Source organism: Hymenobacter swuensis DY53 (assembly GCF_000576555.1).
Classification (GTDB): Bacteria; Bacteroidota; Bacteroidia; order Cytophagales; family Hymenobacteraceae; genus Hymenobacter; species Hymenobacter swuensis.
In genome coordinates this window covers 2,207,882-2,228,782 of record NZ_CP007145.1, presented here as the reverse complement: position 1 = coordinate 2,228,782, position 20,901 = coordinate 2,207,882, and the positions used below count along the sequence as shown (strand labels likewise).

The following is a 20,901-nucleotide window of genomic DNA, read 5'->3' as shown; positions in this document are numbered from 1 at the left end:
TCTACCATGACCCGGCACCTGAGCCTGACGCTGATCAAGACGCTGCACACACTGATCTGGCTGTTTTTCAACGGCGTCATTTTCTACATGCTGTACGCGGCGGTAGCGGGCCGGCTCGACTGGCGGCTGTGGCTGGGCTACGGTCTGATTGCGACGGAAGGGCTGGTGCTGCTGCTGTTCCGGTTGAGGTGCCCGCTCACGGTGCTGGCCCGCCGCTACTCCAGCTCCCTGGCCGACAATTTCGACATCTACTTGCCCAATTGGCTGGCCAGGTATAATCAGCGCATCTACTCCGGCATCGTGCTGCTTATCCTGCTCATCACGGCTTACCAGCTGGTGCAACAGTAGGGCTATGGCACCAGCGCCGCAGGGCACTCCAACCGCGGATCGGCAAGCACAAAAACTTATACAAATTATTGATTGTCAATTTTCTAATTCGCGCTATCTGCTCTTTTCCTCTCGCTCTTGCTGTTTGCTTCACTTATGAAAACGACCACCAAAGTATGGCTGACGGCCGCCACACTGGGAGCGGCGGGAGCGGCCGTGCTGGTAAGTCGGGCGCTGGCCGCCCGGCAGCTGCGCCAGGATGTACGCGACTTGTTTGCCGGCGTCATCGACGCCGCGCCGCGCCACTACCACGAAGCCCAACTAATCGGGCTGCCGGCCCCGGTGCAGCGCTACTTCCGCCGGGTGCTGCCCGACGGCCAGCCCTACCTGCGCGGCGTCCGGCTGCGCCACACCGGCCAGTTCAAAACCGACCTCGATAAAGGCTGGGTTGACATAGCAGGCGAACAGTACATCATGGCCGACCCGCCCGCTTTCATCTGGCAGGGCACCAGCCGCCAGTTTACGGCCCGCGACGAGTTCGTGGATGGCCACGGCCGCCTGCGGGTGCGTCTGCTGGGAGCCGTGCCGATAGTGGATGGCACCGGCCCGCACTTCGACCAGGGCGAGCTGCTGCGCTGGCTGAGCGAATGCGCCTTCCTGCCCACGGCACTGCTGCCCTCCGAACGGCTGCAGTGGTCGGCCATAGACGAGCACTCAGCCCGCCTCACCCTCACGTACGGCGGCCAGACGCTGCAATACCTGTTCAGCTTTGACCACCAGGGTGAACTGGTGCAGTGCGAAACCCAGCGCTATCAAGGCGAAAACCAGCTGCTGCCGTGGCGGGGCCGGTTTAGTGACTACCAGCAGCTGCACGGCGTGCGGGTGCCCACGCTGCTGGAAGGCATGTGGGTGTTGGATGGACAGGAGCGCCCCTACGCCCGCTTCACGGTGCAGGAACTGCACTACGAGCCGCTGGAGCCATTTTAGCCGCCTTATGGTCCACGACTGGGGGTAGCTACCGCATCAGCTTCCCTTTTCCCTGCTGCTTCTTACCCATTGCCATGCCTGCTGTTGCTGCTCCTGTCCCGAAACCTAACACCGCCGCGCGCAGTGCCGGGCGGGCGGAACGGCGGTTTCTGGCCGGGCCGCGCAGCCGCCGTAGCGAGATGCGCTTTCTCTGGACCGTGCTACACGAGTTTCTACGCGGATTTCGGGCGCTGCACTTCGTGGGGCCGTGCGTATCGGTTTTTGGGTCGGCGCGGGTGGCAGCGGGCTCGCCCTACTACGAGCTGGCCCGGCAGCTAGGCGCGGGCCTGAGCCGGCAGGGCTTCACGGTGCTGACCGGCGGCGGGCCGGGCATTATGGAGGCCGCCAACCGCGGTGCGCGCGAGGCAGGCGGGCTGTCGGTGGGCTGCAACATCGTGCTGGACCAGGAGCAGCGGCCCAATGCCTACCTCGACAAGTGGCTCGCCTGCCACTATTTTTTCGTGCGCAAGGTGCTGCTGGTCAAATATTCCTACGCCTTCATCATCATGCCCGGCGGTATTGGCACGCTGGATGAGCTGTTCGAGGCCCTGACCCTGATCCAGACCCGCAAGATTCAGAACTTCCCGGTGGTGGTAGTGGGGCGTGACTACTGGCAGCCGCTGCCGGCGCTGCTGGCCCGCCTGGAGGCGCAGGGCATGGTAGCGCCCACTGATCTGCAGCTGCTCACCTACACTGATTCGGTAGAGGAAGCCCTGGCCCACATCGAGCAGCACGCCGTGCTCAAATTTCAACTGACCGCCACCCACCGCCCCCGCCGCTGGTGGTGGTTTTGGGAGTGACGATTAAGAAAAATGAATGTCAAAAGGACGTCATTCTGAGTGAGACAGTGTCGTGGTGAGTTCGGCGCAGTATCTCTCCCGCCAAACTGACCCCAGCACCAGCCGGATGCTGCAAACACCTAACCCACCGGCGTTTTCTGCACTTATATCCATCCTATGACTGCTCCGGCTGCCATCCGTCTTGTTTGCTGCTGTTTTGGCTTGGCCCTGGCCGGGCAGTGGTGTGGATCAGTGCAGCAGCAGCAGCAGCAGCCTATGCCGGTTGCGCAGGCGCTGGCCGGTGCCCCCGCTCGTCCGCAACCACTCGTAGCGGACCAGATACGGCAGCTGCTGGATACGGCAGTGGTGCCCGGGGCCGAAGCGCGCCTGGGGCTGCAGGCCGGCCCCGATGTGCGGGCATTTTACGGTGCCGACTTTATCCCTGCCTGGACTTTGGCCACTGATTCGGTGACGGCTGATGCCCGGGCGGCCCTGGCCCAGCTGGCCCGTGCCCTGGAACACGGCCTGCGCCCGACTGACTACCATTGGCCGCGCCTGCAGGCCCTACGCGACTCGTTGCGGCGGCCCGCGCTGCCGGCCCAACACGTCCGGCAGCAAGCATTGCTGGACGTATACCTGAGCGACGCCACCCTGCGCTTTATGCGCGACCTGAGCCGGGGCCGGTTGCAGCCGTACGCGTGGTCGGGGGCGGAGAAAGCAGCCGGGCGGGCGTGGCGGCCGGCGCCAGTACTGCGGGCGGCCCTGGGCGGTGGCGCGGTGCCAGCGGCTATGGTAGCCGGCCAGCCCCGCCACCGCGAGTACCGGCAGCTCCAGCAGGCCCTGGCCCACTGGCTGACCCTGCCCGCGCCTGCTGATTCGGTGGCCGGGCGACAGGCCCAGTATGAGCAGGCGGCCCTGAATCTGGAACGGTGGCGCTGGGATGCCCTGCCCGGCGACTCCAGCTACATTCTTATCAATATCCCAGCCTATGAGCTGCTGGTGGTGGTGCACGACTCGGTGGTGCGCCGCCACCGCGTGATTGTGGGGCAGCCCCGCACGCCCACGTCTACGCTCAGCAGCCGCCTCACGCACTTCACCCTGGCCCCCGACTGGCACGTGCCCCGCTCCATTGCCACCAAGGAAATCCTGCCCCGCCTGAAAGTCGATGCCGGCTACCTGGCCCGTAACAACTACTCGCTCTACGACGCTGGTGGCCGGTATCTGGACCCCTACCGCGTGAACTGGACGGCGGTTACGGCCCAGAACTTCCGCTTCACCATCCGGCAGTCGGCGGGCTGCGACAATGCCCTGGGTAACATCGTATTCCGCTTCGCCAATCCGTATTCGGTGTATCTGCACGACACGCCCATGCGGCAGTTTTTTGAGCGGCCCGACCGCGCTATGAGCCACGGCTGCATGCGCCTGCAGGAGCCGCTGGCGCTGGCTGCCTACCTGCTGCGCCGCGAGGGCCGCCCGGTGCACCTGCCCGGCGAGGCCGAGTGCGCCCGCCAGCCCACGCCCCGCGACGTTCGCCTACGCCGCCCGATGCCACTGTACGTGCGCTACGCCACCTGCACCGCCGAGCACGGCCACCTACAGTTTTTCCCCGACGTGTACCGCCGCGACGAGCCCCTGCGCCGCGCCCTGTTCGGCCCCCGCTCGTAGCGTTTTTCTGGCGGCCCACGCTTGCCGATTGCTTGTCGCCGACGCAGGGGCAGGGAATTTACATGACAAAAGTCACCCGGCAAACAGATGCTTATCAGGGCATTATATATTCATTATTCTGAATTTTGGAGCAGTTATTTCATTCACCGCAAGCCTGTGGGCTCGCTCAACTTTCCCTCGCCATGGTCACTCCCACTCTCATGTTCACGGTGCTGCTGCTGGCTACGCTGGCTGTATTCAGTGCCTATCTGCGCGGCACCAATCAGCACCCCGCCGCCTAGTGCCGCTGAGCGCCGGGGCAGCCCGCTGCCAGGCGGCGGGCCGACTTCGGTTGCCGCACACCTTTCTCTCATTTCTTCCCTCATTCACCATGCTAGCTACTGCCACCTTCACGCCGCCCGCTAACGCGGAATCTTTGGCCGACGCGGACATTACGGCCGCTGTCGAGATGCTATTTCTCACCCGCAAAGGGGTGACTTCGCACCTGATTGATGTCGTCACGAAAGACGGCATCGTGGAGCTGAGCGGCAGCACCGACAGCCTGCTCTCGCGGCAACGGGCCGAGGACATTGCGCTGGCCGTGCGCGGCGTGCGCGGCGTCATCAACGAGCTGACCGTGAACACGCCCGACCTGCCCGATACCGCCGTGCACAGCGCCGTGGCCAGCGCCCTCGCCGACGACCCCGCCACCAGCGACTATAACGTGCGCTGCTACGTGCAGGCCGGAACAGTGCGGCTGGTGGGTACTGTGCAGTCGTGGGCGGAAAAGCAGCTGGTGCTGCGCGTGGTGGAAGGCGTGCGTGGCGTGCACGAAATCAACGCCGACCGGCTGGTAAGCCGCGGGGCCGAGGTGTTAAATTCCGACGAGGATATCACTATCCAGATCCGGGAGCTGCTCGACTGGGACATTCGGGTGAACAGTGCGCTGGTGCAGGTACGCACCGCTCAACAGGTGGTGCACCTGTCGGGCACGGTGGGCTCAGCCGCCGAAAAGGCCCGCATCATAGCCACTGCCTATCAGGCCGGTGCGGAGCACGTTGATGCCCGTGACTTGTTTGTGGCGGCCTGGGCGCTGGGCCCAGAACTGCGCCGCGACAAATTCGCTCCCAAAGCCGACACCGATATTGCGCAAGCCGTGCGCGACGCGCTGCGCCTTGACCCACGGGTGCAGGCCTTTGCTCCTCTGGTGCAGGTACACGATGGCACCGTGACGCTGGCTGGGAGCGTGAGCAACCTTCGGGCCCGCCAGGTAGCCGAGCAGGATGCCCGCCTTGTGGTGGGCGTCTGCGATGTGCACAACCTGCTGAAGGTGCGCGCCGAGCGCACTTCTCCCGACGCCGACATTCAGGCCACCATCGTAGATGCACTGGCCCGCGACCCGTACCTGGGGCACTACTCGTTTGTGGTGAACGTGCAGCACGGCAAGGCCACACTCTACGGACAGGTTGGCAGCCATTTTGAGCAAGCCCAGGCCGGCGACATTGCGGCCGGCGTGAACGAGGTGGTGGAAGTGGAAAACCGACTCAGCTTGCCCGGCCAGCCTAACCCCACCGAGATGCTGCCGCTGGAAAACGCCGCACCCGGTGCCCCGTCCGGGGTTCTCTCCGACCACACGTTGGCCGAAAACATTCGGCGGCGCTGCTACTGGTCGGCAACGCTGCATGCTCAGGAAATAGAGATACAGGCAGAAAAGGGCCGCGTGACGCTCTTGGGCACCGTGCACACCTGGCTGGACCGCCGACAGGCCGCTCAGGAAGCCTACGAAGCCGGGGCCCGCGACGTGAACAATCATCTGCGCGTGACATCAGCGGCCTACGTCGGCTAGTGCCTTTTCAACCTTAGCCGATGAAATCCTACGCGCAAAAATTTTCTCGGGGCCTGCCCCGCTACGATGGCATAGGCAGTACTATTTCGGCGCTTTCCATTAGCCCCGACACGCTGCGGGCCGCGCAGGACGCCGACGCGCTGTTAGCCAGAGAGTGGGAACAGGAGTTTCTGCCCACCCCACCGGTCCGGCCGTCGCGGCCGGTGCCCGCGGCCGCTTGGCCTTACTGATGTCAATGTTCATCCCTATTTCCTTTCTGCCATGAGTACTTCGCTGGTTGTCCTCACCGATTTTTTTGCCGTCTCGAATCGGGCCCTTTCCTACGCTGCCGGGCTGGCTGTGCCCCTGCACGCCCATCTGGTACTCCTGCACGTGCGCCACGACGGCCTGCTGGCACCCGACGAATACCGCAGCCGCCACACCCCATCAGCCGAACGCCGCACCGACCGTGCGCTGCTGAAGCTGGCCGCCGAGCAGCCCGTGCCCACCGACGTAGACGTGTCGGAGCAGTACCTGCCTGATGCCGTGCAGGAAGCCGTAGACCGGCACCAGCCGCTGCTGCTGGTGTTGGGCCGCCCCGGCTCGGCCACCGCCCCCGAGGAAATCGTGGTGAGCACCGCCATGGATTTGCTGCGCCACGCGCCGCACCCGCTGCTGATTGTACCCACCGTGGGCTGGGACTCGTTTCCGCCCCGGCGCCTGCTGCTGGCCGTCGATGGACAGTCGTTCCGCCTCGTTGAGCACCAGGATGTGCTGCGCCAGCTGCTGCAGGCTACGCAGGGCACCCTTGAGGTGCTGCACATCACGGACGATGAGCACGCCCGGCCCGGCACCGCAGCGGTGCTGGCCACCGTGCGGGAAAATGACCTAGCCGATGCGCTAACGGAAACCAGCGTTACGGAACTCTACCAGCCGACTGTTACGGGCGGCGTTCTGCAGGAAGCTGCCCGCCGCGAAGCCGACCTAGTGGTGGTGGTGGCCCGTCGTCACAGCCTGCTCGGCGGCCTATTCCACCGCAGCATTACGGCCCAGCTCATCCAGGAAAGCCCGATTCCGGTGCTGGTGCTGCCGGCTGAGGGTTAGGTGGAGGAGTACGGATTGTAATTGAGGAGAAAAGAACGTCATGCTGAGCGCAATCGAAGCATCTCTACCGCTTCGCTGCCAAAGTAATTTGATTACCACTGCGGGAGAAATGCTTCGATTGCGCTCAGCATGACGTGCCTGGATACCTCTATACCCAACCAACCTCCAGCGCAGACACTTCCTTCCAATCCCCCCCTTCCCCATGCTACCTTCCATCGTCGTACTCACCAACCTGACGCCGGCTGCCGAGCAGGCGGCCCGCTACGCGGCCGTGCTGGGGCAGCCGGTGCACGCCCAATTGCGCCTGCTCCACCTCTACCACGACCCCATACTGGACCCCGAACTGGCCACCATCACCACCGCCCAGGCCGTGCGCAGCCAGGCCGAAACGCTCAGCCGGCTGGAGGCTATGGGGCGGCGTCTGCCGGCTCCCAGCGAGGCACTGCTATCGGTGCAGGGCGCGTTTGAGGCGGTGGAAGACGTTGCGCGCCGTTACCAGCCGCTGCTGCTGGCTATGGGCCTGAGTTCTGAGCACGACCTCTTCGATAACCTGCTGCGCAACCAGGCGCTGCCCGTGCTACGCGCCACCCACCGCCCGCTGCTGCTGGTGCCCGAAGGTGCGGCGCTGCTGGCAGCGCCGCCGCGCCGCGTGGCCGTGGCCGTTGATGCGGAGCCTTTCGTGCCCAACCCGGCAGCCCGTGCAGTAGCACCGCTGCTGGCGGCCTGGCCAGCGACCTATACCGTGGTGCATGTAGCCACTGAGCACGAGCAGGAAGCCTTTCCGGGGCAGCACGCCCTGGGCAATGTGCACCAGAGCGGCCTGCTCCCCCCGGCCACGCGCCCCGAGCTGTGCGAGTCCCGGCACCTGGCTCCCGCCGACGGCATCCTGCAGGCCGTAAACGATGTGCAGGCCGATCTGCTAGTACTGATTACCCGGCCCCGCAGCTTCTTGGGGCGGCTTTTTCACCATAGCGTCACGGCCCAGGTGCTGCGCCGCAGCCGCGTGCCGGTGCTGCTGCTGCCCGCCGAAGCGCCCGAGCTGCCCGGCTGGATGCCGCATCTGAGCTGAGTGCCCCGATCCGCCGCCGCAGGCGTCCGGCCGGGATGTAACAACGTCAGCACGCGGCAACCAGTGTTTCCACTCACTTTCTCTCTTGCTCTGCTATGAAACCCAGCCTGGTTGTCCTCACCGATTTTTCGCCTGCCGCGGAGCGGGCCCGCGCGTATGCGGCGGCCCTGGCCGGTCCGCTCGGAGCCGAGCTGCACCTAGTGCACGTAGTAGCGCCGCTGCCGCCTATTCCCACCGAATCGGGGGTGATGCTGATGCCGCCCACCGATGCCCGCTACGTACAGGAAACCCGGCAGTCGTTGGCGCAGGTGGCCGCCGGGCTGCCGGTGTCGGCCACGGCCGAGCTGCTGGAAACCACGTGGGATGCGGCTATTGAGCAGGCAATTGAGCAGTACCGTCCCCAGCTAATCGTTGCCGGCCTCTCGGCTACCCACGGCTGGCTCGATGAGTGGCTCAGTAACCGCACCCGGTCGCTGGCCCACCAAACCGGCTGCCCGCTACTACTGGTGCCCGAATCGCTGCCGGCCACAGCCCTACACCCACCCAGACGCATTGCGCTGGCCGTGGAAGACCAGAATTTTCGGCTTTCCCCGGCCGCCGTTGGCCTGGCCCCGCTGCTTGACACACTGGCCGCCGACCTGGTAACGGTATGCGTGCTGCCCCACGAAGAACGCGCCGGCGGCTGGGAAGGCCTGCGGGCCGTGCAGCACTGCGGCCTCGGCAACGCCGCCATCCGCAGCGGCCTGCACAAAGTAGACAGCACCCTGCCGGCCAGCGGCATTCTGCAAGGCGTGCGTGAGCTACAGGCCGATACACTGGCTTTGCTCGACCAGGACCACGGCTGGCTGCACCAGGTATTCGTCGGCAGCGTCATCGGCTACGTGCTGCGCCATACGCCGGTACCCGTACTGCTGCTGCCCGCCGCGCCAGTTCCCCCGGTTGATTGAACCGTCGGCGCATAGCAGGTAAGCTTACCACGCCGTTTCGAAACAGCAAACGGCTCGTCATTTACTCTCCGGCTACATGCCCCTCACCTTCGTTGTTCTGGCAGGTTTCTATCCTGCTGCCCACCGCGCCGTGCAGTATGCCGATGGGCTGGTCCAACCCCTGCGCGGCGAGCTGGGACTGCTCCACGTCAATCGGGCCTCCCTCTACGCCCCCTACGCACTGATGGGTGAAGCCCTGCATGCGGAGGAGCTAGCGCGCTAGGTCCAGGACATTGCCGCCCACCTAGTACTGGTGCTGGCCCGCCAGCGCAGCTACGTCGGCGAACTGTTCCATCGCAACGTAACGGCTCAGTTGATGGCTGATTGCCCCGTGCCACTGCTGGTACTGCCCACCACCGAAGTCCCCTTGCACCCCGCAACAGCCCCCTACAGGGTGCCAGGGCTGGCCGCTGAGACACACCATTTTCAACCGAATACCTGCCAAATAGCCACTCAAAAAGCAGCCGCATGGCGGCGGCAGATTGGCGGGGAACACCCTGGCGAATCTGGCGCTGCTATTTGTTTTGGAATCCAATCTGCAGCCAGAGTTAGGGCTAGCTCCCCTGCTTAAACCAGGGATTAGGAGTGGTTGGCAGGCAGCAGAACGACACTAAAACTAGAACCCCCTCTCCTTTTTAGAAGAAGTTGAGGGTAAGGCGACTACAGCATCCATACAACAACTGTCTCCATGCCAGCAGCTTTCTTCCCCACCGATACGCTCACCGATGACGCCGTAGCCGCGTCAAGAGCAGCGCACGGCCCCAACCTGCTGAACACGCAGCCCGGCAGCAGCCTGCTCACAACGCTGCGCGACATCGTGACGGAGCCCATGTTTGTGCTGCTGCTGGCGGCCAGCGCCACGTATTTCGGGCTGGGACAGGCCGAGGAAGCCGTAACGCTGCTGGTGGCGCTGCTGCTGGTTTCCGGCATTTCGGTGTATCAATCGGTGCGCAGCGGCCGGGCGCTGGCCGCCCTGCGCGAGCTGACCCAACCTCGGGCCCAGGTGGCCCGTAACGGCACCCTGACGACGGTGCCGGTGGCGGAGGTAGTGGTCGGCGACGCCGTGCTGGTGGCGGAAGGCAACCGGATTCCGGCCGATGGCACTCTGCTGCTGGCCAACGACTTCACTGTAGACGAGGCCATCCTGACCGGCGAGTCGGTGCCGGTGGCCAAGCCAGTCGGCCAATTGGTATTTGCCGGCACTAGTACCACGGCGGGCAGCGCCTGGCTGCGCGTCACGGCTGTGGGCAACGCCACGGAATTGGGCCGCATCGGCAAGAGCCTGGACACTATTGCACCCGTGCCAACCCCACTGCAGCTGCAGATTCGGCGGTTTGTGCTGCGCATGGCCTGGCTGGGGGCGGGGGCGTTTCTACTGGTGTGGGGCGTGAACTACGCCCGCTCCGGCGACTGGGTAACGGCCCTACTCTTTGGCCTGACGCTGGCTATGTCGCTGCTGCCCGAGGAAATTCCGGTGGCCTTCAGTTCCTTCATGGCGTTGGGCGCGGCCCGTCTGAGTAGGGCTGGCGTGCTCACCAAGCAGCCCCAGACCGTGGAAAGCCTGGGCTCGGCCACCGTCATCTGCGTCGACAAAACCGGCACCATCACCCAGGAAGGCATGGCCGTGCGCCAGCTCTACGACCACGCCACCGGCACGCTGCTGCCCGTACCCGGCCCCAACCAGGCGCTGCCGGCCACGGCCGCCACCCTGCTGGCCACCGCCCGCTGGGCCAGCGAAACCGCCCCCTTCGATGCCATGGAAAAAGCCCTGGTAGCCGCACACGCCACCACCGACCCTGCCGCGGCCGCCGCGCCATACCCCATGGTGCACGAGTACCCGCTGGCCGGCACCCCGCCCATGATGACGCACGTGCGCCAGCCCCCCGGCGGCGCGCTGGTGGTGGCCGCCAAGGGGGCAGTAGAGCATGTGCTGGCCGTGTGCCACCTCGCGCCCGACGCCGCCGAGTACGTACGCCATGTGACACGGGAGCTGTCGGGGCAGGGCTACCGGGTCCTGGGCGTGGCGGAAGCCGCGCAGGCGGCGCCATTCCCGGCCGCGCAGGACGATTTCGACTGGCAGTTTCGGGGGCTGGTGGCGCTGGAAAATCCGCCGAAAGCCAACGCCGCGGCGGTTATCCAAGCGTTCGGCGCAGCGGGCATTCAGGTGAAGATGATAACCGGCGACTTCCCCGAAACCGCCCAGGCCATTGCCCGCCAAGTAGGCCTGGGCGGAGCCGATACCCTGCTCACCGGCGCGCAGGTACTGGCGCTTTCTGATGCCGAGTTGCGCCCACTGGCCGCCCGCACGGCCGTGTTTGCCCGCATGTTCCCGGAAGCCAAGCTGCGCGTGGTGGAAGCGCTGAAAGCCAACGGCGAGGTAGTGGCCATGACCGGCGACGGCGTCAACGACGGCCCGGCCCTCAAGGCGGCCCACATCGGGGTAGCCATGGGCCGGCGCGGCACCGAGGTGGCCCGCCAGGCCGCTGCCCTGGTGCTCACCGACGACGACCTGGGCAGCATGGTGACAGCCATTGCCCAGGGCCGCCGCATCTACCAGAACCTGCAAAAGGCCGTTTCCTACATCGTTTCCATCCACCTGCCCATCATCCTGACGGTGGCCGTGCCGCTGTTGGCCGCCTGGCCGCTGGCCAACCTGTTCGGGCCCGTGCACATCATCTTTCTGGAGCTGGTGATGGGCCCCACCTGCTCCATTGCCTTCGAAAACGAGCCCGCTGAAGCGGGACAGATGCGCCAGCCGCCCCGGCCCCGCCCGGCCAGCTTCCTGGCCGGCCCGGCGCTAGGTCGTAGTGTGTTGCAGGGCATAGGCATTTCGCTGGCGGTGCTGGGCGTGTACTACGCGGCTATGCAGCAGGGTGCCGCGGCGCCGGTGGTGCGTACATTGGTGTTCACCACGCTGGTGCTAAGCAACATTGGTTTGGCCTTGGTGAACCGTTCCTTTACGGAGCCGGTGTGGCGCACCATTCGGGTCCCCAACCGGCTGCTGTGGTTGCTGCTGAGTGTTACGCTGGCGCTGCTGCTCACGGTGCTGGACGTACCGACGGCGCGGCAGCTGTTCGGGTTTGCGCCGGTTTCGGGGGCAGCTCTGGGCTGGTGTGCGTTGGCGGCGCTGGCCGGTGTGGGCTGGATGGAAGTATATAAGCTCCTGCGAAAAACAACGCCCGCCGTTGGGCTGGCTTCTTTTGAGCCTATTTTGAGCCTATAGCCAACGGGAGCCAGCCGGCGCTGATGGCCGGGCAGCCTGAGGTAAATCAGGTGCGGGGCTGACGATAGTCAGGGTGAAGCCGGCGGGTTTCGGACACCTTTACAAGGCGCCTCAACACCCCGTCCAGCAGGACTTTACCCTATGAATGAAGCGCAAACCTACCTGCGCCGGACCTGGCCTTTTCTCCTTTTTAACTCACTGTCAATCATGCAACAAAACGTAGGCTCTCTGGAACGTGGCATCCGCATTCTGCTGGGGGCCACGCTGGCGGCTCTGCTTGTGGGCCGCAACCTGCTGCCGCCCGCCCTGCAGCTCTGGGTAGCCGCCTTAGTCGTGCCGGTGGCGCTGGTGCTGCTGGGCACCGGCATACTGGGCTACTGTCCGCTTTACGCGCTGTTTGGCCTGAATACGCACCACCCGCCCCGCGTCTGACTTGTTTATGCGTCTTTCCAGACAATCTAAGCGGTATAGAGACGCAAAGTGTCGCGTCTTTATACCGTTCAATCCACCTAACCTATTCGTCCGACTCCTCCTCTCTTTTGGGAGGGGGCTGGGAGACGAAGTCTTATCAGAACAAACTTCCCACAAAATCCCCTCCCCATCATGGCCTTCACCCCCAACGCGCTGCTCACCGGCATGGCCAACATGGTGCAGGCCGGGCTGGCGCTGGTCAGGGTTGAGGGCATGCCGGAAGTAGCAGCAGCCCGTCCGGCGGCGCTTGTTGATACACTTCTACCGCTAAACCAATCCCGCGCCACTATGCCTATCAACACCTTACTGGCCGAAGCCGGCAAAATCACCAGCTTTGCCAAGCGCTTCTTCCGGGAGGGGTTCCGGCCGCGCTACGAGTTGGCCGAGCTGCTGTACCAGTGCTACGTGGTAGGCTATCAATCCTTGCCGATGGTGGGCATTACGGGCTTTATCATGGGTCTGGTGCTCACGCTGCAAAGCCGGCCCACCATGGCCCAGTTCGGGGCCGAATCGTGGATTCCGGTGATGGTCGGACTCACGATTATCCGCGAGATGGGGCCGATTATTACGGCGCTGATTTTTGCGGGCAAAATCGGGAGCAGCATCGGGGCCGAGCTGGGCTCGATGCGCGTGACCGAGCAGATCGACGCCATGGAAGTATCGGGCACTAACCCGTTTAAGTACCTGGTGGCCACGCGGGTGCTGGCCACCACACTCATGCTGCCGCTGCTCACTATCCTGGCCGATGTCATTGCCCTGTACGCTTCCTATCTGGGCATCAACATGAAGGGCACCACCACGCTGGCGCTGTTCGTGAACAACGTGCTGAGCGGGCTGACCTTCGGCGACGTGCTGCCGGCCGTTCTCAAAACCTTCTTTTTTGGGTTTACCATCGGGCTAATCGGATGCTACAAGGGCTACTTCTCCAACAAGGGCACCGAGGGCGTGGGACAGGCCGCTAACTCGGCCGTGGTGGTGTCGTCGCTGGTTATTTTTCTGCTCGACCTGCTGGCCGTGCAGGTTACCGGCCTGCTGGGCCTCAACTAACGCCAATCGGCCATGCTGACGCCCGCCTCTGTCCTGCAGGAAATGCCCCGCCCGACTGCCCCCGCGGCGGAAATGGTGCTGACGGTGGACAACGTCAGCAAATCGTTTGGCGACAACCACGTGCTGCGCGGCTTTTCGCTGGTGCTGCACCGGGGCGAAAACGTGGTGGTGCTGGGCAAATCGGGCTCGGGCAAGTCGGTGCTCATTAAGTGCATCATTGGCCTGCTGCCAGCCGATGCTGGCCGAATCGCCGTGCTGGGTCAGGACGTGGCCGCCCTCGACCACGACGCCCTGGACCGGCTGCGGGCCAAAGTGGGGTTTCTCTTCCAGAGTAACGCCCTGTACGACTCGATGACGGTGCGCGAAAACCTGCTCTTCCCGCTGCGCCGCCACTGGCTGGCTCACGGCCCGGCCGAGGAAGACGCGCTGGTGCGCCAGGCCCTCGACGACGTGGACCTGGGCCATACGGCCGAAATGCTGCCGGCTGAGCTATCGGGCGGCATGCGCAAGCGCATTGCCCTGGCCCGCACCCTCATCCTGCGCCCCGACATCATCCTCTACGACGAGCCCACTACCGGCCTCGACCCCGTCACGGCCCGCGAAATCAGCCACCTTATCCGCGACGTGCAGCAGAAATACCACACGTCGGCCCTCATCATCTCGCACGACATGAACTGCGTACGCCTGGTGGCCGACCGCGTGGTGCTACTGGTAGACGGCCGCTGCTACGCGGAAGGGACATATAAGGAATTGGCCCGTAATTCGGACCCGAAAGTGCACGAGTTTTTTGCCTGAAAGAACGTCATGCAGCGCGTAACGCAGCATGATGTTCCTTCTACTCACTACTCAACTATCTCACCACTATGCCCCAACGTCCGACCGGAAATTATGTGAAGTTGGGCCTGTTTGTGGTTGTGGGCACGCTGTGTCTGCTGGTGACGCTTTTTCTGCTGGGACGGCAGCAGAACCTGTTCAGCCGCAGCTTCGAGGTGCGGGCCGATTTTCGTAACGTGTCGGGGCTGCTTACAGGCAACAACGTGCGGCTGGGTGGCATCACGGTGGGCACGGTGCGCCGCATTGAGTTGCTGAACGACAGCACCGTGCGCGTGGCCATCAACCTGAACCGTGACGCCCAGCCCTTCGTGCGCAAAAACGCGGTGGCCGCCATCGGCACCGACGGGCTGGTGGGTAACACCATCATCAACCTCACGGCCGGCCCCAGCGCGGCCCCGCCCGTGCAGCCCGGCGACCTGCTGCGCACCCGCCGCCCCGTGGGCGTGGATGACCTGCTGGGCACCCTCGACGTATCGAATAAAAACCTGGTCGACATTACCCGCGACCTGCGCCAGATTACCGGCAAGCTTAACGACAGCAAAGCTCTCTGGAGCCTACTCGACGACCAGCAGATGGCCGACAACCTGCGCCACAGCCTGCGCAACGCCGCCGAGGCAACCACCCAGCTCAGCACCGCCTCGAACGATGTGGCCCGGCTCACCGGCGGAGTGCGGCAGGGTCGGGGGCTGCTGGGCTACCTGCTCACGGACACGGCCTTCGCTGGGCAGCTGAGGCACGCCTCCCGGGGCCTGGCCGGCACTTCCGACACGCTGGGTGCTCTACTGGCCAACCTGAAACGTCAGGTGGCCACCGGCGCCGGCCCCCTGCACACGCTGCTCAACGACACCACCGCCAGCCGGCAGCTGCGCCAAACCATGCAGCACGTCGAGCAGGGTACCGCCGGCTTCAATCACAGCATGGACGCCTTGCAGCACAATTTCCTGCTACGCGGCTACCTGCGTCGGCAGCAAAGAAAGCAGGCCGCCGCGACGGCAGTGCCGGCCGCTGCCGCCGAGTCGCCGGCCACCGACTAATCCCCGGCGGAGTTCTGTGTCGAAAATCGTGGCTGTCAGGGCAAAGGCGACCCGCGGTTTTTCCAGCTTGTGGGTGTACCTAGCACTAAGAAGCTGTTTAAGTTAGCGTGTAACTTTGTGGATGTCGCAAAAGCGGTACAGTTGGGATATAACGGAGCGGCAGTGGACGAAGCTGGCGCCGTTGGTGGTGGTGCAACGCGCGAGCAAATGGCCGCTGCGGGCGGTGGTGAATGGCATTTTCTACGTGCTCAAGAACGGGTGCGTGTGGTGCGACGTGCCGGCCGACTTTCCGCCCTGGCCCACAGTGTACTACTATTTCACCAAGTGGGCAGCGGACGGCACTTGCCAGCGGGTGAGTGGCTGTTTGACGGTGGAGGCACGAGCTAAAAAAACGCCCAGCCCAATGCGGCCATCCTCGACAGCCAAAGCGTGAAGAACACGGCTATCAGCACCCGCTGCGTGGGCGATGACGCGGGCAAGCGTACCAAAGGCCGCAAGCGCATTTTTCTTGTGGACACGTTGAGCAACCTGCTCACCTGCTGCGTGGTGGCGGCCCACTGCCACGACGGGGCCAGCGCCGCCCGCCTCTGGGACGCGCTGACGCTGGACAACGAACTGCTCGACTAGTTGCAGACCGTATCGTGGACGGCGGCTTCGGCCGCCGGTTCCGCCAGCAATTGGCGGGCCGGGTTGTACTAGCGCAGGTGCCGCAGGGCGTGGTGGCCAAGAAAGGCCGCTTTTTCATCCACACTAAGCGCTGGGTGGTGGAACGCAGCATTGCCTGGGCCGGCACCAACCGCCGCTTGGCCAAAGAGTACGAACGCAACACCCAGCACGCCGTCGCTTGGCTCTATCTGGCCAACATCCGACGACTCACTAAGCTAACTTAAACAGCTTCTAAGAGCTCCGCTTGCGGGCTTGCTGGGGAGAGTAGCCCAAATTTCCTCAGGTCACAGGTAGCCGGGTATGGCCCGCTTCAGTGCAGCGTTATAGCCATCAACTGGCCAGCAGCGTTTGGCTAAGGGCTGAAGTATCTGGCCTGCTCCCGCAACACGGCGTGTACTTCCTCGGCCGAAGGCAGGCCGGGCTGCCGCCACAGTTCCACGCCGTGCTGCACCAGCACGCTGGTAGGCAGTTGCGCCGGCGCAAAGCTGCGCACCACGGCCGGGTAGGTCGCTTCATCTACCTGCAGCACCAGCACGCCCGCGCCCAGTTGGTGCTGTAAGGCGGCCTGGGAGCTGGTTGTGGGCTGTCTGCCCGGTAGCAGCAGCAGCAGCACCGTTGCATCGGACCAATCGGCTACGGGAACAGACAACGGACCAGACATAAGCGGGACAGGTAAAAGTGGTGGCTCAAAACTACCTGCTCAGTTCCCGCCGCGGCATGACGGCAGTCAACTCGCCGCCTGACATTGGTCATCTACCGATTTTTGTGGAAGTTGCGCTGCCGCCTCTCCTCTACCACCATGCTCGAAGCCAACCACAATCCGCTGATTGACATTCTCTTCGAGCAGGCCCGCGAATTTGTAGGCCTCTATGACGTGGCCAAAGGCTGGTTTGTGCGCGTGAACCCTGCTGGCTACCGTCTGCTGGGCTACCCCTCGGCCCAGGCCCTCTACGATGCTCCTATCCGCAGCCTGCAGGTGCAGTTGAGCCCGGCGGAGAATGCTGCCTTGCGCGAGCAAATTGCGCGCACGGGCCACTACGAGCTGGAAACGGAGCTGCGGCGGTATTCCGACCAGACGTTTTGGAGCCACGTGGAAACTACCAGCCTGGAACTAGATGGCCAGTCCTACTTTCTAGTGCGTATTGCCGATACCAACCCCCTGCACGCCGTTGAGCGCGACTTGGCCCAGAGCGTCGAGCGTTTCGAGGCCGTATTTGCTCACGCCACCATCGGTATCATCGTCTGCGACCAGCAGGGCAGCATCGTGCTGGCCAATGGGAAGTCGCGGGAGCTGTTTGGCTACGCCGAAGCCGAGCTGCTGGGACAGCGCATTGAGGTGCTGGTGCCCAACGCCACCGGCCGCCACCACCAGCAGTTGCGCGAATCTTTTAACGCCCGCCCCAGCGTGCGGGTGATGGGTGCCCACCGCGGTACGCTGGAAGGCCTGCGCCAGGATGGCTCCGTGTTTCCCTTGGAAATCAGCTTAAGCTATTTTCGGCTCGATGAGGAGCTGTTTGTGGTGGCCTATATTATTGATGTTACGTTTAAGCGCGAGGCCGAACAGGAGCTGATTGCCCAGCGCCAGCGCGTGGAGCGCCTCAACGCCGACTTGGAGCGTAAAGTAGCCGACCGCACCCATGCCCTCATGACCACCCTAGAGCAATTGGAGCAGCGGCAGCGGGAGCTGGCCCTGGCCTTGGCGGCCGAACAGGAGCTGGGCGAGCTGAAGTCGCGCTTCGTGAGTATGGCTTCGCACGAGTTCCGCACCCCGCTCACAGCCGTCCTGACGTCGGCCACGCTCATCGAGAAATACCCCGCCGCTGAGCAGCAGCCCCAGCGCCAGCGCCACCTCGACCGGATCAGGGTCTCGGTGAAGCACCTGACGGATATCTTGGAGGAGTTTCTTTCAGTGGGCAAGATTGAAGAAGGCCGCATTGCCGCCCGCCCCGCCCTGTTGGAGCTGCCTACGCTGGTGGAGGAAGCCGTGGCCGACGTGCAGGGCCTGCGCAAGCCTGGCCAGCGCATCGAGCAGGACCTGCCGGCCGGCCCACCCATGTGGCTGGACACCTCACTGCTGCGCAAAGTGTTGGTCAACCTGCTGTCTAACGCCCTGAAATACTCCGGCGAACATACCGTTGTGGTGGTGCGCGCCGCCTGCCAGGCCGGCCAGCTGACCCTGCAGGTGCAGGACCAGGGCGTGGGCATCTCGGCCGAAGACCAGCAGCACCTTTTCGAGCGGTTTTTCCGGGCCCGCAACGCCACCAACATTCCCGGTACCGGGCTGGGGCTCTACATCATCGGCAAGTACCTGGAGCTGATGGGCGGCACCATCGACCTGCGCAGCGAGCTGCACATGGGTACCACCATCACCCTGACCATTCCCTATGAAAACCATCCTGCTGATTGAGGACAACGACGCGGTACGCGAAAACACGGCCGAGATTCTGGAACTGGCCGGCTACACCGTGCATACCGCCGAAAATGGTAAGCGGGGCGTGGAAGACGCCCTGGCCCACCGGCCCGACCTAGTCATTTGCGATATTATGATGCCCGTGCTCGACGGCTACGGCGTGCTGCACATCTTCAACCAGAATCCGCAGTTGGCCGGGGTGCCGTTCATTTTCCTGACGGCCAAAACTGAGCGCACCGACCAGCGGCGCGGCATGGACCTGGGAGCCGATGACTACCTCACCAAGCCCTTCGAGGAAAGTGAGCTGCTGAGCGCCATTACCGGCCGCTTGCAGCGCTTCCAGCACCTCAAGCCCGACTATAATCTGCAAGCCCCCGGCGGACTCGCCGCCTTCCTCGACGACGCCCGGGCCGTGGGCGGCCTAACCGGCCTTACCACCAACCGCCGGGCTCATTTGGTACGGCGTAAGCAGGAGATATATGGGGAAGGCGAGGAAGCCACCCGGCTTTACTTCGTCCTGTCGGGGCGGGTGAAAAGCTTGAAAACTACCGCTGCTGGCAAAGAACTGATTACCGGCCTTTATGGGCCCGGCGAGTTTTTCGGCTACCTGCCCCTGCTGGAGCGCACTCCCCACACCGACTCCGCCGTGGCCCTCGACGACACGGAACTAGTATACATTCCGCAGGACGAATTTACTCAACTACTGCTGCGCAACGCGGAAGTCAGCCAACGCTTCATTCGTCTGCTGGCCGGGCGGGTGCGCGAGCAAGAGCAACAACTAGTGGGCATGGCTTATAGCTCCATCCGCCGCCGTGTGGCCGACGCGCTTCTGCGCCTAGCCCAGCAGGCCCATACCCCCGCCCACATGCCCATCCAGCTTTCCCGCGATGACTTGGCCGCCATCGTCGGCACCGCCTCCGAATCCGTCATTCGCGTGTTGAGCGAATTTCGCCAAGATGGCCTGATCGAGCTGACGCCTAAGCACATTAAGCTGCTTAATCCTGACCGATTACTAACGGCGAACTGGTAAACCGCCTACCCGCCAAAACACTTCACACGCTGACTGAAGGTACCAATGAGTAAGTTATACGGCCCTTTTCTTGAACAGGCAGGAAGGAGTTAGTTGGGGGCTACTTGTTCTACTGGCCTAGAATGAACACCTCTAGCCGCGTTCTTTCTCCACGCCCCAGTTGCCCATGCCCCGTCGTTCCACGTTATTCGCGACCGAGCGCGAGCACCTGCTCGCGCTGCCCGAAAGCCCCAAGGTTTATCTGGCAGTACACCTTCAGTGAGGCCGACTTGGCTAAGTTTGAGCCGGTACGGCGCTTGGCTACGCTGGTGGCGCTGGCCCTGGAAGGTACGGCCACCGTCCTGGATGAACTGCTCGACCTGCACGACCGCCTCATTGGTAAGCTGTTCAACGCGGCCAAAAACAAGCACCAGCAGCAATTTCAGGCCTCGGGCAAGGCTATTAATCAGTAAGTGCGTCTGTTCGGGCGCATGGAGCAGGCCCCTGCTCCATGCGCCCGCGCCACGGGCGGCCCCGTTCGCGGCCATCGAATCGGTGCTGCCGTGGGAGGAGTTCACTGCCAGCATGGGCGAAGCGCAACAGCTGGCCCAATCGGCTGATTTCGACTTTCTGCACTGCGTGAGCGAACAGTACGCGACCATACACCGCTATGCCCCCGCGTTTCTGGCCGCTCTGCCGCTGCGCTCGATGAACGCAACGGGCGCGCGCAAGCTGCCAGCCGATGCGCCAACGGTCTTTATCGGCCGGCGCTGGCAGAAGCTCGTGCTCACCGCAGAAGGACTGGACCGCCGCACTTACGAGCTGTGTACCTTGGCCGAATTCAAAAACGCTTTGCGCTCCAGCGATATGTGGGTGCTAGGCTCGCGCCAGTTTAAGGACTTTGAGGAGTACTTGGTGCCAGCGAAATCGTTTGGAGCTACGGCTGGCGGTAGAGCCGAATGGGAAGCCTACAGCAGCGTCTCGCGTTGCTGACGGAGCAGTTGGCCAAGGTTGGGCTTAATAAAGGCGAAGCTCGCAACGCGCTGGCCCGGGTCTTGTTTTTCTACTGACTAAGTGAAATCCAGGACCAGGGCTTCGAGCAACAGCACTACCGGGCCAGCGGGCTGAATCTGCTCACGGCCGCCATCGTGTTGTGGAACACGGTCTACCTACAGCGCGCCGTGCAGGCACTGTGGGCCCACAGCCAGCCTGTGGACGAGGCGCTGTTGCCCTACTTATCATCACTGGGTTGGGAACACATCAATCTGACGGGCGACTATTCATGGCGCACGAAACGCGCATCCGGCAAATTTTAATCCCTACGGCCCTTTATCAAGCCTTAACGTGCTATTTTATTCTGTTTTCTGAGAAGACCTCATACAGAGCGGAGCGAAGCATCTCGCGCGCTGACGTTGGATTACACCTGCAACATCAGCACACGAGATGC

At 63.7% G+C, this 20,901-nt stretch carries 21 protein-coding genes and 2 pseudogenes; 22 read left to right on the top strand and 1 reads right to left on the bottom strand.

The features are described 5' to 3' along the window. Positions 1-6: 6 nt before the first annotated feature. The 18 genes from HSW_RS10830 (at position 7) to HSW_RS10745 (ending at position 16,259) form a co-directional block, all read left to right on the top strand. Positions 7-348, top strand: coding sequence for a hypothetical protein (locus HSW_RS10830; RefSeq protein ID WP_044001938.1), 342 nt, complete (start codon positions 7-9; stop codon positions 346-348). A 135-nt stretch (positions 349-483) separates the two neighbouring features. Beyond that, positions 484-1,314, top strand: a complete 831-nt coding sequence (locus HSW_RS10825; RefSeq protein WP_052346349.1) for a DUF6544 family protein — start codon at positions 484-486, stop codon at positions 1,312-1,314. 74 nt (positions 1,315-1,388) lie between these two features. Next, a complete protein-coding gene (locus HSW_RS10820) occupies positions 1,389-2,153 on the top strand; it encodes an LOG family protein (RefSeq protein WP_044001937.1) in 765 nt (254 codons plus the stop codon). A gap of 156 nt (positions 2,154-2,309) precedes the next feature. After that, positions 2,310-3,797, top strand: a complete 1,488-nt coding sequence (locus tag HSW_RS10815) for a L,D-transpeptidase scaffold domain-containing protein (protein WP_155832925.1) — start codon at positions 2,310-2,312, stop codon at positions 3,795-3,797. 370 nt (positions 3,798-4,167) lie between these two features. After that, positions 4,168-5,622, top strand: a complete 1,455-nt coding sequence (locus tag HSW_RS10810) for a BON domain-containing protein (RefSeq protein ID WP_044001935.1) — start codon at positions 4,168-4,170, stop codon at positions 5,620-5,622. A gap of 20 nt (positions 5,623-5,642) precedes the next feature. Next, complete coding sequence (locus HSW_RS10805; protein WP_044001934.1) at positions 5,643-5,852, top strand: hypothetical protein; 210 nt, start codon at positions 5,643-5,645, stop codon at positions 5,850-5,852. Between the two features lie 31 nt (positions 5,853-5,883). Next, positions 5,884-6,705: a universal stress protein gene (locus tag HSW_RS10800; RefSeq protein WP_044001933.1), complete on the top strand. Its 822-nt coding sequence runs from the start codon at positions 5,884-5,886 to the stop codon at positions 6,703-6,705. A 202-nt stretch (positions 6,706-6,907) separates the two neighbouring features. Further along, positions 6,908-7,774, top strand: a complete 867-nt coding sequence (locus HSW_RS10795) for a universal stress protein (protein WP_044001932.1) — start codon at positions 6,908-6,910, stop codon at positions 7,772-7,774. 95 nt (positions 7,775-7,869) lie between these two features. Next, the gene (locus HSW_RS10790) at positions 7,870-8,721 is read left to right on the top strand and encodes a universal stress protein (protein WP_044001931.1); all 852 of its coding nucleotides are present in this window, start codon (positions 7,870-7,872) and stop codon (positions 8,719-8,721) included. A 76-nt stretch (positions 8,722-8,797) separates the two neighbouring features. Beyond that, on the top strand, positions 8,798-8,983 hold the full coding sequence (locus HSW_RS10785; RefSeq protein ID WP_044001930.1) for a hypothetical protein: 186 nt from the start codon (positions 8,798-8,800) through the stop codon (positions 8,981-8,983). 465 nt (positions 8,984-9,448) lie between these two features. Then, the gene (locus tag HSW_RS10775) at positions 9,449-11,983 is read left to right on the top strand and encodes a cation-translocating P-type ATPase (protein ID WP_044001928.1); all 2,535 of its coding nucleotides are present in this window, start codon (positions 9,449-9,451) and stop codon (positions 11,981-11,983) included. Between the two features lie 207 nt (positions 11,984-12,190). Next, positions 12,191-12,415: a YgaP family membrane protein gene (locus HSW_RS10770; protein WP_044004534.1), complete on the top strand. Its 225-nt coding sequence runs from the start codon at positions 12,191-12,193 to the stop codon at positions 12,413-12,415. Positions 12,416-12,586: 171 nt separating this feature from the next. Next, positions 12,587-13,501, top strand: coding sequence for an MlaE family ABC transporter permease (locus tag HSW_RS10765; protein WP_316931423.1), 915 nt, complete (start codon positions 12,587-12,589; stop codon positions 13,499-13,501). A gap of 12 nt (positions 13,502-13,513) precedes the next feature. Next, positions 13,514-14,296, top strand: a complete 783-nt coding sequence (locus HSW_RS10760) for an ABC transporter ATP-binding protein (protein WP_231501391.1) — start codon at positions 13,514-13,516, stop codon at positions 14,294-14,296. A gap of 68 nt (positions 14,297-14,364) precedes the next feature. After that, positions 14,365-15,369, top strand: coding sequence for an MlaD family protein (locus HSW_RS10755; RefSeq protein ID WP_044001927.1), 1,005 nt, complete (start codon positions 14,365-14,367; stop codon positions 15,367-15,369). A gap of 121 nt (positions 15,370-15,490) precedes the next feature. Continuing rightward, on the top strand, positions 15,491-15,802 hold the full coding sequence (locus HSW_RS10750) for a transposase (RefSeq protein ID WP_052346347.1): 312 nt from the start codon (positions 15,491-15,493) through the stop codon (positions 15,800-15,802). Next, positions 15,799-15,996 (top strand): hypothetical protein, encoded by a 198-nt coding sequence (locus tag HSW_RS22785; protein ID WP_052346346.1) that lies wholly within the window; start codon positions 15,799-15,801, stop codon positions 15,994-15,996. The genes HSW_RS10750 and HSW_RS22785 overlap by 4 nt, the downstream gene beginning before the upstream one ends. Before the next feature lie 14 nt (positions 15,997-16,010). After that, positions 16,011-16,259 (top strand): transposase, encoded by a 249-nt coding sequence (locus HSW_RS10745; protein ID WP_052346345.1) that lies wholly within the window; start codon positions 16,011-16,013, stop codon positions 16,257-16,259. Positions 16,260-16,387: 128 nt separating this feature from the next. On the opposite strand, the gene HSW_RS10740 is transcribed toward HSW_RS10745, so the two are convergent. Further along, positions 16,388-16,696, bottom strand: a complete 309-nt coding sequence (locus HSW_RS10740) for a hypothetical protein (RefSeq protein ID WP_071883097.1) — start codon at positions 16,694-16,696, stop codon at positions 16,388-16,390. A 102-nt stretch (positions 16,697-16,798) separates the two neighbouring features. On the opposite strand from HSW_RS10740, the gene HSW_RS10735 reads away from it, so the two are divergent. The 4 genes and pseudogenes from HSW_RS10735 to HSW_RS25230 form a co-directional block, all read left to right on the top strand. Then, positions 16,799-18,442: a sensor histidine kinase gene (locus HSW_RS10735; RefSeq protein ID WP_316931422.1), complete on the top strand. Its 1,644-nt coding sequence runs from the start codon at positions 16,799-16,801 to the stop codon at positions 18,440-18,442. After that, positions 18,420-19,475 (top strand): response regulator, encoded by a 1,056-nt coding sequence (locus HSW_RS10730; RefSeq protein WP_044001925.1) that lies wholly within the window; start codon positions 18,420-18,422, stop codon positions 19,473-19,475. Before HSW_RS10735 ends, HSW_RS10730 begins: the two co-directional genes overlap by 23 nt. A gap of 263 nt (positions 19,476-19,738) precedes the next feature. Then, positions 19,739-20,393 (top strand): annotated as a pseudogene (locus HSW_RS25235) (Tn3 family transposase); the annotation flags it as partial. A 74-nt stretch (positions 20,394-20,467) separates the two neighbouring features. Further along, positions 20,468-20,770 (top strand): annotated as a pseudogene (locus HSW_RS25230) (Tn3 family transposase); the annotation flags it as partial. Between the last annotated feature and the right edge of the window lie 131 nt (positions 20,771-20,901).